This window comes from Limosilactobacillus portuensis (genome assembly GCF_028607025.1).
GTDB lineage: Bacteria > Bacillota > Bacilli > Lactobacillales > Lactobacillaceae > Limosilactobacillus > Limosilactobacillus portuensis.
On sequence record NZ_CP117296.1, the window covers coordinates 534,245 to 549,160 of the forward strand.

The following is a 14,916-nucleotide window of genomic DNA, read 5'->3' on the forward strand; positions in this document are numbered from 1 at the left end:
GATAAATAAAAAACGCACCACTCATGGCACGCATACTCAAATAGATTATATCATTTCTTACGGCGATTATGTTTACGTCGTTTGCTATAAGGTGGTGTTTGTTTTGACTTTGGCAATTTTTGCACTGGCAATGTCAATTGTTTCATTGCTTCTTGCTTTGATTTCATTCCTAATTCAACGTTAGAAAGATCTAAGTCTCTTCTGAACGATTTATAACGATGCTTTTTTCCAAAATATGGAAAACTTCTTACGGCATACTTAAATTGAAAGGACAGTTGCTTAGGAAATGGTGACCCATCAGTAGTTACAAATAGGTAAAGAGGAGTGAAAGAGTGCGCTTTAAATACTCCTTGAGGAGCAGAAGGTATGAAAATTTCTCCTGGGCCATGTATTAAGTCGTTCATAACAATTTTTGCTCTATCAGTAGCCCATCCAAGTGTTTTAAGAGTCCAAACATCTTTATGAATTTTTTTATCTACAATAAATTCCATATGAAAATACGCGATATCTTGTGGGGAGGGATTGAAGACCTGTATATGATAGAGAATTCCATTAGGAAAAGGAATTTGCTTTTCTTTTCCACTATCATTTTTGTATCTTGCAAAAATCTCGGAATTGACAATGGCTAATGGTTCTAAATCATCATGAAAAAAGATCAATTCAGCTTTGTTAGATGTGAATGAAAGAATGGCAACGGTAGCTGATAATCCGGAAATTATTAATGAAATTATTGAAATAGTGATTGTGTTCATTTTGTTCCTCCAGAGTAAAAAAGACGCTCTACCGTGAGAGCGCCCTTGAGATATAAATAAAAGCAAATCAATTATATCACAAGGGAGAGTGCTAATGGTGGCGTTGTTCGATGAGTTAGACGTTAATGGAACCTATCATGCTGTAAGATGGTTCTTCTATGAACGATTACCAGAAATCAAGCGAAAAGCTGGAGCATGGGGAGATTACAGCTCACCATCAGTTGACGGTATGCCTAAAGCACCCTCTGCTGGCAATGGTTCTGAAAGGAGAATGATTAATCATTCCCGTTATGCAAGTGCTTTGTATGCTGTACGGTATGCAATTAAAGGGTGTAGTTTAACCAGTCAAAAGATAATTCAGCTTAAGTACATTGACGAGTTGCCTAACTGGAAAATTAAAAATCAAATTGGCTATACAGATAACAGCACATTTAGCTCCTTAGTTAAAAGGGCAGCTTGCGAGTTTGCCGATTGTATTGAACCAGCTTGCGATTACTATGCTGTCTCCGAAAAAATCATTCCAGACCTACATGTTAATCAAAAAGAGGACAAAAGGAGGACAAATACAGGACAAAGGCAGGACAAATAGAGGACAGCACCAGGACAGTTTTTACATGATAATGGTATTGTCGAAAGAATAAGATGTGACCCGAGCACGAATGACTTCAGCATTCATGTCCTTAAACTGCTTAATAATACGACTTTATTGACTTTGGCAGAGGAGTAGACGAGTTACTACCAGCAACTCAGGATTCTCTCTGTTAAGTGTGTGGAACGGTAACCAAGCCGGAGATGGATGCGAGTTCCATAATCCACGTTGAGACTAGCATGTACTAATGCCATACACATTTTGATGACGTAAAGAAACACTTCCTTTGTTTTTATGTATACCGGCTCTGCTAGTCTCACGGTAGCCGTGCTGTTATCAGCAGAAGAGTGCGTAATCTTACTCAACGGCTAGAAGATTACACTTATTCAGAACACTAACGTCCGTTACAGGAGTAGGCGGAAAACTACGACCGGGTGCGGGAGTTAATTAGTTCTGATTATGTGAATGCGTGAAAGTAGACACCAAGCGACAACGCTTGTGGGGGCAGTTCCCAGTGTTCACTTTGGAAGGCAATATATATCTGGAGGTGAAGCTAGCACCTCACTTGTCTTATGCCTTCCATATTGAAGCACAATAAATTAAAGGAGATGTTAAGCCTCCTCTTTTAATGTTTAACAGTGCTTCAAGCAGAGAGATGACACTCAATTCAATTTAAAGGAGTTGATAGTCACCTGCTTTTCACAAACTCTCTGTAGCTAACGTTCTCTGGTGAGAGCACAGGTGGAAATTTTATGCGATTCAACGGAAGCCTGCGCATGAAGTTCGGTTCGATTCCGGCTCTTAGCATAGTAAACAATCATTAAGAATAACTACTATAATCTTAGACACATCAACTCGATTGCTTACGAGCTTCAGCAAGCACCACAAAATATATTGATAATCATATATTGGTGTGAATGCAACATCGCTTGTTGGAGCGTACTCGGTGTGGAAAGCCGGGCACATCATTTTATTTTTACCTCAGCCTGAAGTGCCTCATAATTGTTAGACAAAAGTTCTAACGATTGTGAGGCACTTTTTATGACTAAATACAAACCTGACTTTAAAGCTAAAATTGTCCACGAATATCTGACTACTCCACAAAGTTCTCGAGCCTTGGGGCGCAAATACAGTATCAGTAGCCGACTGATCAGGAAATGGATTCAAAGATATCGCTTAAGTGGGATAGACGCCTTGAAACGGCGTCGTCATCCACGAACCCTTACCGCAGATTTTAAGTTGAGTGTGATAGACTACTACCAAACTCATGAGGAATCGATGGTTAAAGTAGCGGCTCGATTTGACGTGCAAGCGTGCCAAATTTCACTTTGGCGGTCACAGTTCAAGCGAGATGGTATTGAAGCCTTGAAACCTCACCCGAAAGGTAGGCCGTCAAAGGTGAAACATACTAAGAAACGACTTCGTCGTCTTACTAATAAGACTGAAGTGGAACGTTTAAAAGAAGAACTTGCCAAGAAAAGCCAAGAACTCTATGACACAAAATTGGAACGTGACATCTTAAAAAAATCGTTGGCCCTGTTCGGACCCTCCAAGGCAAAGAGAAAACGCAAATAGTTGATCAGATCAGGGCAGATCAAGCATCGCTACCGAAGAAATATCGCTATAAGATTGGTGACATTCTCCATAAAATCAACCTTCCTAAGGCTACTTACCATGATGAGCGCAAGCGCATCGCTAACCATCATGATAAATATGCGAGTGTTAAGCAAGTGATTCTTAGCGTGGCTAAAGAAGGGCAAGTCCGCGGACGATGGACCTACGGTTATCGTCGCGTGAACCAAAAACTGCGGGCAATGGGCATTCATTTGGCGGACATGACGGTGAACAAGTTGATGGCGAAATTAGATGTTCAAGTGGCACTGTATAATCGCCACCGTAGTGGTAAATACTCATCTTATGAAGGTAATGTGGGCACAGTTGCGGATAATCTACTAAAACAACAATTTCAGGCCACCATTCCTTATCAAGTCCTCCACACAGATGTTTCTCAAGTTCGCTTAGCTAATCACAGTTGGGCTTATATTTCCTCAATTATCGATGAAGCCAGTAAGGAAGTTTTAGCCTTCCAATTGAGTCAACATCCTGATCGACAGTTGATTACCGCTACTCTCAACGAGCTATGTACAAAGCTGCCTGATAATGCTCAACCAATTATTCATTCTGATCAGGGGTGGCACTATCAACTGGGGTACTATACCCAAAAGTTAGCTGATAATCACTTTATTCAAAGTATGTCCCGTAAGGGAAATTGTCATGATAACGCACCAATGGAGAGTTTCTTTCACCTGTTTAAGACAGAGTTATTAGATGGTTTCCCACCATGTAAAGACTTAGCTGAATTAAAATCACTCTCAGCTCAATACATTCATTACTTTAATTACCAACGTATCTCCTTAAAAACAAAAGGTATGACTCCGGTTGAATACCGAAATCATACCTTGGTAGCTTAAATAATCAATTTTGTCTAACTTTTTTGTTGCACTTCAGCCTAGTCTAATTGACTGGGCTTTTTGTATTAATATAGATAAAAGATATCTATACATATTTATCAACTGATGCATCGTTAAACGTCAGTATTAATGAGAACAAATTATTAAGATTTGTGCAAAAGCATTCTCAATATCGTAGCATATATTGTACTATATAATTGTTGATAAGGAGGGAGCATTATGTACGACGTTTTTAAGATAGTTAATTGGTTACGTGTTAGAAACAATGCAGATATGCGTACGAACCCCAATGTTGAAGAACTGACTCAAATGAAGGCTATGAAATTACTATATTATATTCAGGCTGCAAGTTTATCTATTACGGGTCATCGTATGTTTAACAATGACATTGTTGCGTGGAGATATGGACCTGTGGTTGAAGAAGTTCATGAAAAATATAGAGGTCATCGTGGGATAGTCGGTGAAATAACAGAAAGCGATCTTAATGATTATAGTGAGCTTCAGAATGATTATGAGGCTTCAAGTATTTTAAATAGTATCTATGATGTTTATGGTTATAGTTCAGCTTATGATTTAATGAGGCAGACTCATAGTGAGAAGCCATGGCAAGAAACTCCTCAAAGTGAAGTTATAAGTGATAAGGCAATTAAAGATTTCTATAGCGGGGTCTTTGTTTCTGATGAAGATAAAAAGTAATAACTTTAATTCACCCTCATTTCCAAAAGAAACCAAAATTAAACCTCATCATACATCTAGGTTTGCCTTTAATTTTTCTTTTTTGACTAAGGAATCAAAGTATAATCTTGATAGTCGAGGAAATACTATTGATAATAGGGTAAGATTAAAACTTTTAGAAAAAATATATCAGCTTTCTCAAGAAGATATTGTTAGAATTCTTGGGCTTAATAAAAACCAGGGGCTTGAAAAGATACCTGAAGAAAAAGTTAGACTAAGAATTCATTCTGATTTCAAATCTAGTAATCGCTATAAAGAATGTGAAGATGATTACTGGGTATTTCGACTTGGGAATCTCGGCAGAGTTATTGGTAAAAAGAATTCAAATATTTTTTATGTGATGAGTATTGACGCATCTTTTGATCAATATGATCACGGTTCATAATGAAATAGATTATTTAGTCAGCCTAGCGCTGGCTTTTTTGTTTGGAGGAATACATATGAGCCAAGAAGAACTTGCTAAAGGTGTTATGGCAATCTGTAAAGTGTTTCAAAGCTTAGCAATAGAGACAAGCCGAAAAAGAGAAGAGCAAGAAGTCGAAAAAGCTCTTCAAAGTGCAATCAACAAAAAGAAGAAAGCACATGATGAATTTCATAAGTTTGTGAGGTCATTATGATGTTCCAAACTAAACGATTCGGCTTGGTGGCATCTAAGCAAGAGTATATTATGCTGTGCCGAGCTGACAGACATATGAAGCAAAAGAAAAAGCTGATAGGTCAACGCTTGCCAGCTTTTAAAGTACATAAAAATAGATAGATTTCTTTCAATATTTTGTTGTATTCTATACGTTAATAATGTATAATATAAATGTAGTCAAGTAAGGGACGCCCGAAAGACTACAGCGTTCCGGAAGTGATTCCCTGAATCCGGAAAGGGGATGATACTGATGGAAATAACAGTACTCCGGAAAGAGAGGCTGCCATGTTATCGCACTGACAATTTGGTTATTGTCGGTAGCCGCGATTAACTTCGCTAAGGCTTATGCGATAATAAAAAAAGCTAATCGCAAATAGCGGTTAGCAGGTTAGCTTTATTTCCGGAACGCAAGAAGTCAAGAGATGGAGCCTCTTGGCTTTTTGCATATTTAGTATACCATATTAACGTGAGAAGGTCGACATTATGGTTAGTGAAGCTCAACTGAAGGCTAATAAGAAGTGGAACGATAAGAATAAGGATAAGCAACGGATATATCGTTATCGGTCTTATGCGCGTAAGTTTATCCGTGATTTAGCTGATGATGATGATTTGAAAGAACTACAAGAGCTTATACATAAACGATTAAATAATTAAGGCGATAGTTTAACGGCTACCGTCTTTTTGTTTGCACTGAAGTAGAAAGGTGGTGTGATGATATGCGTACGCATGAATGCTGGTATCGGGGATGTCATGAGTTATGTATCCCAGGACATGACTATTGTAGTAAGCATGAGCAGGAACATAAGCAGGCAGAATTACAACGGCTACATGAGTACCACCAGACAGAACAGTATCACCAATACCATAATGAATGGCAACGGATATATAACGAAGAACAACGTGATCCAGTTGCTAATGCATTCTACCATTCAACACAATGGACTAAGCTACGTGATTATGTGAAGCGAAGAGATATGATGATTGATGGTTCAACAGGTAAAGCATTGAGTGATCATGATTATATTGTTGACCATATCATCCCGCGAAAGTATTGTGACAATCCATTTGATGAAAGCAACTTATGGCTGTTATCGAAGTCACAACATAACCGCAAGACATTAATCGAACAAGCAATTGCTAAGAAACCAGGCGGAGTCAATAAGCTTCGGCACATCAGCCGGAAGACTTGGCGGAGATGGTTGAACGAAAAGAAACCGAAAACTGAAAAATATTTTTGAAAAATGAAAACATCCCCCGCCCCCGTGAGAACCAAAATGAGCGTATCACATAGAACAACCCGGCTTTGAAAAAATCCGAGTTATTTTATCTTAACGGGTAGGGGGGATAAACCGAACGAAAGCAGTCGAAAAAAGGCGAAACGCTTTCAAAATTGTTGAAATCAAGCCCAATCTTAAGGAGGTGATAAGATGGCACGGAAAAATAAAATTACCGATGACCCAAAAGCCGAGAAATACCAGCGTGATCGGACACAGAAACTCAAAGATAGCACCTCAAGCTGGGCTCAGTTGCAGAAAACACCTCCTGTCTACCTAAGTGACGCTGCTAAGCGCGCTTATCGGTCAATCTTACCGGCATTAGTTAAATCTGACGTTGTAAAACAACCTGATTTAGCTGTTGTCGTTGCTCTATGTGTGCAAGTAGACTTGTTCCGCCAATCTTATGATGAGATTAAAGAACATGGTATCCAGACAGCTATGTATGACATTATTGTCTCTCCTAAGGGTGAAATCATCGACGAACATCATTTCTCTGGATATAAGAAGAATCCAGCGGTTACTACCCTGAGTGATTGTACTAGTAAGATTAAGCAGTTAGCAGCTGAACTAGGATTAACGCCACAGTCACGTGCTACATTACTCAACCTCTCAGATGGGGATGATGATAGCGACCCAATGGCTGATATTGCCAAAATAATTAATGGAGGTGGTAAAGCATGAGACCGTATGATTTTAATAAATCAGATAATGTCGTTGAAGCGGTAATGAATGCTTACCATCATGAGAAAAAAGCAGGTAACTATGAAGCTATCAAAAAGAAGTATCAAGATCCTGGTACTCAATATTGCTTTGAAGTCCTAGATGGCAAATATAAGACTTCAACAATGCTGAAGCTTGCTGCTTTTCGTCAATTACAAGATTTGCGAAGAATAACAGAGGATGATTCGTTTAACTATGTCTATGACTTAGACCATGTGCGAATCATCCTTAATTTTTCAAAAATTGTGCCGGACGTTGATACTGGTAAACCAGTTCCATTGATGTTGTGGCAGAAAGCCATTTTGTCAATCATGTTTGGCTGGCGGGATAGCTTGGATAACAAGCGTTATGACCGGGTAATTGTTTCAGTTGCCCGAACTAACGGTAAAACCTATCTATCAGCAATTATCTTGACTTACTCATTCATCATTGAATCAGCTGGCAAGTCTAACCAAGATATGGCATATATTGCTCCCGTTACTAGTCAATCGAAAAAGGGGTTCTCATATCTTAAGACGACAATGGATCACTTTGCAGAAATCCCAGCTTTTAAGAAGCTGTTTGAGCAAATGGATACTCACGTGCAGAATGACCAGATTATCTCTAAGAATCCGCAAAACGTGATTCTTCGTTTAAGTCATGAATCAGGGCGATTCGATAGTCGGCACTTTGTTATGGCCGTTCTTGATGAATCAGGTTCCGATGGTGCTAAGGGTAGTCCGGCCGCAATTGCTCAGATTGCCCGGAACGTTGGTCAGGTATCATCTGGGATGATGCAGACCGGTGGTTCAATGTTTCAAATATCAACGGCTTATCCAGACCCCAATTCTTACTTTTACAAGGATGAACGAATGCTTGAACGAGTAATGAGGGATGATACTAGTCGTGACCTTGATAACTACCTTTGTTTAGTTTGGGAACAAGATTCCGTTAAAGAAACAGAACAGCCGGACACCTGGGAGAAATCCAATCCATTAATCACTTTGAGTGAAAAGAAAAAGGAGCAGATGATCCGTTCCCTGATTAATGAGCGCAATACGCATATGGCAGCGGGGAATATTCAAGAGTTCCAAAACAAGAACATGAATATTTGGTTGAAGACGAAGGCTAACACCTACTTGACCCTTGCTGATATTGAAAAATCGGTAGTTCAAGAGCCACCAATTGATATTGACGGGCGTGAGGTAACCATTGGCTTTGACAAATCAATGTATGCTGATGATACATCGGTTAGTTTTATCTTCCCTTACTCTGATGGCACTGAACATAAGTGGTTCATTGTTCAGCATTCATTCATTCCGTTAGCATTTGCGCAAGGTTCTATTAGCCTGAAGGAAAAGCAAGACGGCATTAACTACCGTGAAGCGGCTAATTTAGGCTTTGCTGACGTTACCAAGGACGCTTACGGCTTTATTGACGATGGAGCAGTCTTCAGCTGGATTACTAATTTTGTTCAAGAACACCAGTTAGAAGTTAAAGCTTTCTGTTTCGATGCCTGGCACGCTGACGAAGCGGTTACTATGTGGATTGACCAAAAGACCGACTGGCTAACCATTCCAGTAAGGCAGGGTAGTCTATCCTTGAATAAGCCTACGTTAGCTTTCAGACAAGCTATTAGCTCGGAACAGATTCGCTGGTTAGATGATCCGCTGATTCGATACAGCTTCAATAACGCTGTGCTAGTGACAGATAACAATGGTGTCAAGGTCGACAAGAACAATGCTAACGCCAAAATTGATATTGTCGATGCCACGATTGATGCTTTCTTCCGGGCACAGTATGACTTCGACGACGTTAACCTTGATAAAGAACAAAAAGATCCTTTCGCTAACATGACACCTAAGCAGCGAAAGGAATACTGGAATAACTTTAGTTTTTAGGAGGTGAGAAAAATGGGATTTTTTAGAAATATCTTTCGGTCACGAACGTTAGCCAACGGAACGACACCGCTACTTGTGTTTAGTGGCGGAAAAATTCAAACTGAAACAACTGTTGACGTTAACAAGGCATTTAAGAACTCAGATGTTTTTGCAGTCATTGAGCGTATTAGTTCTGATATTGCTTCTTGCTCATTCAACGCCCAGCAATATCAAACATTACTGGATAATCCTTTTAAGCTAATGAATCCGTATTCAGGCTGGCAGGCAATCTTAATTCAGTTATTGCTTAACGGCAACGCTTATGTGGTTTTACACCGGAACAATCAGCATTTGATTACTCAATTGGAACCAGTGCCTTCAGATGACGTCGAATTGACGCTAACTGACAATGCAGCAGATATTATCTATAAGGTTCACTACACCGATGAGCGACCGGATAAAGAATATCCTAGCGCTGACATGCTGCATTTTAAGCTCGTGACACCGGGGATGGACGTTAACCAGTACACAGGGGTTAGTCCGTTAATCTCACTGGTTCCAGAGTTAGGTATTCAAGATAACAGCAAGAAGTTAACTTTAACCTCGCTGATTCATGCAATCGCCCCAACTAACATCTACACCACCCCGAATGCATTAACTGATCCAAACGCCAAGGAGACTATCCGGGAAGCGTTTGAAAAAGCTAACACGGGTGATAACGCTGGGCGACTATTAGTTATGGATGCCGGTGCTAAGTTGGAAACAATTGATGTTACCCCAAACGTTGCTAAGCTTTTAGATAACGCAACCTTTGCGCAAACTCAAATTGCGAAGGCTTTCGGTATTCCTGATAGTTACTTAAACGGTCAAGGGGATCAACAATCATCAATTGAAATGATTAGGAGCTTATATCAGAATGCTTTAACAATGTACATTCGACCGATCGAGTCCGAACTGTCATTCAAACTTGGTTCACCAGTTAAGCTAGACGTGACAAGTGCAATTGATGTTGATCATCAACAAGAGCTTACTAATATTCAGAACCTAGCTAAGGCAGGCTTAATGACACATCGACAAGCGTTCGGGTTGATGTTAGCTCATGATATTATGCCCGGATTAGATGTACAGCCTGAAGACTTGACTGAATTAAAGCAAAAGAATCAGGCTAAGCCTCAATCCACCACAAAGGAGGGAGGTGAAACAGAAGATGACAGCTCAAACAATTCCCAAGCAAATGAATGACGTTCGTACATTCGTTGCTAATAATTTAACTGTTAGCCGGGACACTACGAATAATAGTCGTAAGGTATCTGGCTATGCAGTTACTTTTAATCAACCATCAAAGCCGTTACCATTTACGGAATATATCCGACCAGGGGCTTTTGATGGCGTTGATTTTAGTGAAGTACAACTCTTATATGCTCACGATTTCGATAATATTTTGGCGCGTGTTGACTCGGGCACTTTATCTCTAAAGGTAGATGATAAAGGGCTCTTTTTTGTTGCTCAAATCCCAGATACAACACTGGGTAATGATGTTTATGAAAATATTGAAAACGGCAACTTAAAGGGTCTTTCTTTTAATGCACAGATTGATCAAAACAATGGTGATTCATGGTCACAAACGGATGATGGCACGGTAATTCACACAATTAACCATTTCAGTTCATTAAACGAGATTAGTCTAACTTCAATTCCAGCTTATACAGAGACAAGTGTTCAAGTGAGCCGTGACTATAAGGAGGTCTTAGAGAAAATGGAAAATAACGATAATACCATTGAGCGTTCAGCAGCTTCTTCAGCTACGAGTGCAGCAAGTTCCGCTAGTTCAACAAGTTCTAGTGCTGCTTCTACTGCTAGTTCTGCTGAACCAACCAATGCTCAAATTTACGCCATGCTGACAAAACTAAATTCCCAAATTAACGGGAGTGCTGCGCCAGCTTCAAGCGCTACTAAACGTGATGACGATGAGGCAAGCAGCGATGATGTCGATCGCTCTGCTGCACCAGCTGATCCAGGCAACCCAACTAGTTCAAGCTCTGCTAAAAGTTCAGCAACCGCTTCTGGGGATCCAGGGAATCCAGCTTCCAGTGCTAAATCTAGTTCAACTAGTCGTTCCGCTGCCCCTGCTGACGATGCCATTCAGCGAAGTGCAGAACCAGCCAATAACAATGAAAATGGAGATGAAAATAATATGGCTACTAAGCTCAATGATAATAAAGAAAGTATCACTCGTGATTTCGCAAACTTCTTAAAAACAGGTCAAGTATCAGACAGTATTCGTCGTGATAACAATATTGGCTTAAGTGCCGGTTCAGTTATCATTCCGGAAACAATTCTTACCCCAGAACATGAAGTACACCAATTTCCACGGCTAGGATCATTAGTGCGGACGATTAAGGTTTCAACCACTACTGGTAAGCTTCCAGTATTCCAAACTTCAACTGATAAGTTGAGTCTCCACACTGAGTTCACACCATCAGAACGTCATGCTGCTCCAGAAATTAAGCCGATTAATTGGGATCTGAAGACATACACTGGTAACTATGCCTTCTCCCAAGATTTGATTTCTGATAGCTCCTACAACTGGCAATCAGAACTTCAAAGCCGTTTGCAAGAATTGAAGGATAACACCCAAGATGACTTGATTATTAACGCCTTGACTAATGGTGTAACTGCTACTAAGGCAACTGATTTAGTTAACGACATGAAGACCGCTCTTAACGTCAACTTGAAGCCTCAAGATTCAGCCGCTGCTTCCATTATTCTTTCACAATCAGCATATGACGAACTTGACCAAATGAAGGACCAAATGGGACGGCCACTCGTACAACCAGATGTTACTAAGGCGACCGGTCAAGCTATCTTAGGTAAGACAGTAGTTGTCGTTGATGACTTACTCTTCCCTAAGGCTAAGACTGGGGATGCTAACATTATCGTTACTCCGCTTCAAAAGGCTGTAATTAACTTCCAAGAAAACGAAATTACCGGCCAATTCATCGATAGCTACGACATCTGGTACAAAATCTTAGGTATCTACCTTCGTGAAGATGTTGTTCAAGCACGTCAAGACTTAATTACATTGATTACTTCAAGTACCGCAACTCAAAAGGCTGCTTCTGCGCCAACTGATCCAACTCAAAAGTAGTGTCGTAAGAAGGTGAACAATCATGACTAATGATGAGCTTTGCCTTGAATGCATGAGCAATCTTAATCTTGATGAGATTGATGAAACCAAGCAAACAATTACTTCCTTAGTTAGTCAGGCAGAGTCGGTAATCATGAATGCTGTCAATAATCAGGTTGACTTAAAAGATTATCTTGATGACCGTTTGTTTGTTGCAGCAGTTGAAGCATTAACGACCCAGCTATTTTACGATCGGACGTTAGAAAATAATCTCAGCTTGGGAGTTCAGATGATGATTGTTCAACTTCAAGCTAGATATTTTAATAATTCGGGCGGTGATAATCATGGCAATGCCAAGAACGGTTAGCTATTTACCATATCTTTTTAACAAGCGCGCTGAGTTTGGCGTTACGAAGTCAATTCTGAATAAAAATTCAGGCGTTAATGAACCGCACTTCGTTAAGCAGTTCAGCTTACATGTATATCCACAGAAGCGGACTCTTGACATGCAGTATCGGGCGCTCGGTACTAATTATCAGAATGCGATTACGTTAGTGGTTAGGCATACTCACCGAATCAATGACCAACTAGAGGTTAAGTATGATGGTGAGAAGTACCGAATCATTAATATCAGCTCTGATGATTCAGCTAACTATCAGACTTACGATTTTCTGACCTTACAAAGGATTGATGGGGAGAGTGGTTTGAATGGCTGATAATTTTGATCAACAGATAATGGACTTTTTGCATCATGTGCAGAAACTTAATCCTGATGTTAAAACTCAAGCTAAGATGACCAATGCTGGCGCTAAGGTCTTAAAATCTAAGCTGGAGCAAGCAACCCGGGAAAAGCACTATGATAGTAAGTATTACATTGCTAAGCGATACCGAGGAAAAAACATCAAACACCTTGCTGATTCAGTTGAGTATTCTAATACTAATCTGAACGGTGAAGTGGATGGTAGTTCAATAGTGGGTTTCCAAGGGATTAAATCTTCTGGAGTCAATCATGCGCGAATTGCGCGGTTCATTAATGATGGGACTAAGAAAATGCGCGGCGATCACTTTGTCGAACACACCCGAAAAGATTACGCACAACAGGTATTTAAAGCAAACGCTGAGGCTTATCAAGCTCATGTGAGAGGGGATGATTAATCGTGGAGTTGCCGGTTATTCAAGCAAGAAAATTAGTAATGTCAGCTGGCTTCACTTGGATTGATCATCTAGCTACGATGAATCTTGAACAAGAATTTGTCGACGATAAGACTAAGACCGTTGTTTTAATTACTGAATCAGATAATGAACCTATCTTCTACGCTAATGCTACCTTTAAGGGGATTAACGCCGGAGTAGAGGTTCAAATTTTTTACAAAGAAAATATTGATTTCAATATCCAAGACGCTGAGATTAATCTTCAACGTCTTTTTATTAGTGATGATTGGCAGGTAAGTATTTCACGGGAACATGTATATGATCCCGATACCGGACAGCTTACTAAGACCTTTTATTGCAATAAGAATTTCAAAATCTTAACTAATGACGGAAAGAGGGATAAATAATGCAAGGAACAAGTTTCTCTGGTATTAACTGGGTCGCATTCGGAATTATCGATCCTAATACAGGTAAGATTGTTGCTGACGCTGATAAGGGATTATCTTCAACCGGTGTTGTCTTAGTTGATGGTGATGGTCAAGGTGCCACTACCGCTAACATCACTGGCCTAGAATCTGCCGGTCAGAAGCAATATGCCAACAATAAGGCTAAGCGGACAACTCACGGGGCACAAGCTCCTCAGGTAGCCCTAACCATGTTAGATATGCCATTTGAATACGGACAAAAGATGAAGGGTTATGTAGGCGATGGCAAGGGTGGTTACGTCCTTAAGGGTGGCAACAAGCCTAATGTTGCTATGCTGATTTGCTCGAGTGATTACTGGGGTAATGCCATGTATGATGCTTTCGCCAATGGTGAATTAATTGAAGCGGGACACAACCACGCTACTAACACCAACAACGAAGCTGACTACAACTCAACCTACACTTACTCAGGATTAGCACCTATTTTGGATAACGTCTTCATCGATCCAACAACTGGTCAACAGCAGCCTTACAAGCAATTTGCTTCTGCTGATAAAGGTTTTGATGAAGCAGCTATGCTTGCGGAAGTCTTCGGTGGTTACAAGGATGATGGTACCTTCGCAAATCATGGCAAGGTAACTAGTTCAACCTTTACCCCAACCAACCAAGACCCACAACATCCAACTCAAGCGTAAAATTAAAAACTCGCCATTGAAATAAACAGTACCTTGTGGGCGGGTTTTAGGAGGATTCAGAATGAAAATTAATGCTAAACAGATTGGCTTTAACAAGCCATTCAATGTTAAGCCAAGCGTTAAGAACTACACCAAGGCTAATGAGATGCTGATTAAGGTCTTAAAGCTTTCAGCTAATCAAACACGGGATGCAACACTCCAACCAGATAATCCTAAGTATGCCGATTTTATTCTTAAGACAATTGAACAAGAACAATCGGTTATCAGTGACGGCTTACAGTTTTTACAAGAAATCTTCAAGCTTAACGATAAGCAACTAGAACATGTTGAAGAAAGTATTCCCGGTATCAATGAGTTTGCTAACTATCTTTCATACGTTATTCAACGGATTAAAGGGATGAGTGACGGTCAAATTAAGACTGAAACTGAAAAGGAACGTAAGCGTCAAAACCAAGACCCAAAAAAATAGTGGGCGAC

19 protein-coding genes are annotated in these 14,916 nt (G+C 40.1%); 18 read left to right on the top strand and 1 reads right to left on the bottom strand.

Annotated features, from left to right (window positions below; all coding sequences use genetic code 11):
• Positions 1 to 50: 50 nt before the first annotated feature.
• Complete coding sequence (locus PRK60_RS02620; protein WP_273646252.1) at positions 51 to 752, bottom strand: hypothetical protein; 702 nt, start codon at positions 750 to 752, stop codon at positions 51 to 53.
• Between the two features lie 94 nt (positions 753 to 846).
• Between PRK60_RS02620 and PRK60_RS02625 the strand changes: the two genes are divergently transcribed.
• The 18 genes from PRK60_RS02625 (at position 847) to PRK60_RS02710 (ending at position 14,908) form a co-directional block, all read left to right on the top strand.
• A complete protein-coding gene (locus tag PRK60_RS02625) occupies positions 847 to 1,341 on the top strand; it encodes a hypothetical protein (protein WP_273646253.1) in 495 nt (164 codons plus the stop codon).
• Between the two features lie 1,041 nt (positions 1,342 to 2,382).
• Entirely contained in the window at positions 2,383 to 2,916 is a 534-nt protein-coding gene (locus tag PRK60_RS02630) for a helix-turn-helix domain-containing protein (RefSeq protein WP_102169382.1), read from the top strand.
• A gap of 8 nt (positions 2,917 to 2,924) precedes the next feature.
• Positions 2,925 to 3,812, top strand: coding sequence for an IS3 family transposase (locus PRK60_RS02635; protein ID WP_260846181.1), 888 nt, complete (start codon positions 2,925 to 2,927; stop codon positions 3,810 to 3,812).
• Between the two features lie 219 nt (positions 3,813 to 4,031).
• Positions 4,032 to 4,508, top strand: coding sequence for a Panacea domain-containing protein (locus PRK60_RS02640; RefSeq protein ID WP_273646254.1), 477 nt, complete (start codon positions 4,032 to 4,034; stop codon positions 4,506 to 4,508).
• Positions 4,492 to 4,932 carry a hypothetical protein gene (locus PRK60_RS02645; RefSeq protein ID WP_273646255.1) on the top strand — a complete coding sequence of 147 codons (441 nt, stop codon included), beginning with the start codon at positions 4,492 to 4,494 and terminating at the stop codon, positions 4,930 to 4,932. The genes PRK60_RS02640 and PRK60_RS02645 overlap by 17 nt, the downstream gene beginning before the upstream one ends.
• A gap of 55 nt (positions 4,933 to 4,987) precedes the next feature.
• Positions 4,988 to 5,164 carry a hypothetical protein gene (locus PRK60_RS02650; RefSeq protein ID WP_273645348.1) on the top strand — a complete coding sequence of 59 codons (177 nt, stop codon included), beginning with the start codon at positions 4,988 to 4,990 and terminating at the stop codon, positions 5,162 to 5,164.
• A 503-nt stretch (positions 5,165 to 5,667) separates the two neighbouring features.
• The gene (locus PRK60_RS02655) at positions 5,668 to 5,838 is read left to right on the top strand and encodes a hypothetical protein (protein WP_003717397.1); all 171 of its coding nucleotides are present in this window, start codon (positions 5,668 to 5,670) and stop codon (positions 5,836 to 5,838) included.
• A gap of 62 nt (positions 5,839 to 5,900) precedes the next feature.
• A complete protein-coding gene (locus PRK60_RS02660; protein WP_273646256.1) occupies positions 5,901 to 6,422 on the top strand; it encodes an HNH endonuclease in 522 nt (173 codons plus the stop codon).
• Positions 6,423 to 6,611: 189 nt separating this feature from the next.
• On the top strand, positions 6,612 to 7,142 hold the full coding sequence (locus PRK60_RS02665) for a phage terminase small subunit P27 family (RefSeq protein WP_102168993.1): 531 nt from the start codon (positions 6,612 to 6,614) through the stop codon (positions 7,140 to 7,142).
• Positions 7,139 to 9,061, top strand: a complete 1,923-nt coding sequence (locus tag PRK60_RS02670; protein ID WP_273646257.1) for a terminase TerL endonuclease subunit — start codon at positions 7,139 to 7,141, stop codon at positions 9,059 to 9,061. The genes PRK60_RS02665 and PRK60_RS02670 overlap by 4 nt, the downstream gene beginning before the upstream one ends.
• 12 nt (positions 9,062 to 9,073) lie before the next feature.
• Entirely contained in the window at positions 9,074 to 10,282 is a 1,209-nt protein-coding gene (locus PRK60_RS02675; protein WP_273646258.1) for a phage portal protein, read from the top strand.
• Positions 10,248 to 12,188, top strand: a complete 1,941-nt coding sequence (locus PRK60_RS02680; protein ID WP_273646259.1) for a phage major capsid protein — start codon at positions 10,248 to 10,250, stop codon at positions 12,186 to 12,188. The genes PRK60_RS02675 and PRK60_RS02680 overlap by 35 nt, the downstream gene beginning before the upstream one ends.
• Before the next feature lie 22 nt (positions 12,189 to 12,210).
• Positions 12,211 to 12,534: a head-tail connector protein gene (locus PRK60_RS02685; RefSeq protein WP_273646260.1), complete on the top strand. Its 324-nt coding sequence runs from the start codon at positions 12,211 to 12,213 to the stop codon at positions 12,532 to 12,534.
• Positions 12,512 to 12,883 (top strand): phage head closure protein, encoded by a 372-nt coding sequence (locus PRK60_RS02690; RefSeq protein ID WP_273646261.1) that lies wholly within the window; start codon positions 12,512 to 12,514, stop codon positions 12,881 to 12,883. The genes PRK60_RS02685 and PRK60_RS02690 overlap by 23 nt, the downstream gene beginning before the upstream one ends.
• Positions 12,876 to 13,322 carry an HK97-gp10 family putative phage morphogenesis protein gene (locus PRK60_RS02695; protein WP_273646262.1) on the top strand — a complete coding sequence of 149 codons (447 nt, stop codon included), beginning with the start codon at positions 12,876 to 12,878 and terminating at the stop codon, positions 13,320 to 13,322. Before PRK60_RS02690 ends, PRK60_RS02695 begins: the two co-directional genes overlap by 8 nt.
• A 2-nt stretch (positions 13,323 to 13,324) precedes the next feature.
• Complete coding sequence (locus tag PRK60_RS02700) at positions 13,325 to 13,726, top strand: DUF806 family protein (RefSeq protein ID WP_273646263.1); 402 nt, start codon at positions 13,325 to 13,327, stop codon at positions 13,724 to 13,726.
• Positions 13,726 to 14,439 carry a phage tail protein gene (locus tag PRK60_RS02705; protein WP_180959997.1) on the top strand — a complete coding sequence of 238 codons (714 nt, stop codon included), beginning with the start codon at positions 13,726 to 13,728 and terminating at the stop codon, positions 14,437 to 14,439. Before PRK60_RS02700 ends, PRK60_RS02705 begins: the two co-directional genes overlap by 1 nt.
• 61 nt (positions 14,440 to 14,500) lie before the next feature.
• On the top strand, positions 14,501 to 14,908 hold the full coding sequence (locus PRK60_RS02710; protein ID WP_102168987.1) for a phage tail tube assembly chaperone: 408 nt from the start codon (positions 14,501 to 14,503) through the stop codon (positions 14,906 to 14,908).
• Positions 14,909 to 14,916: the final 8 nt, after the last annotated feature.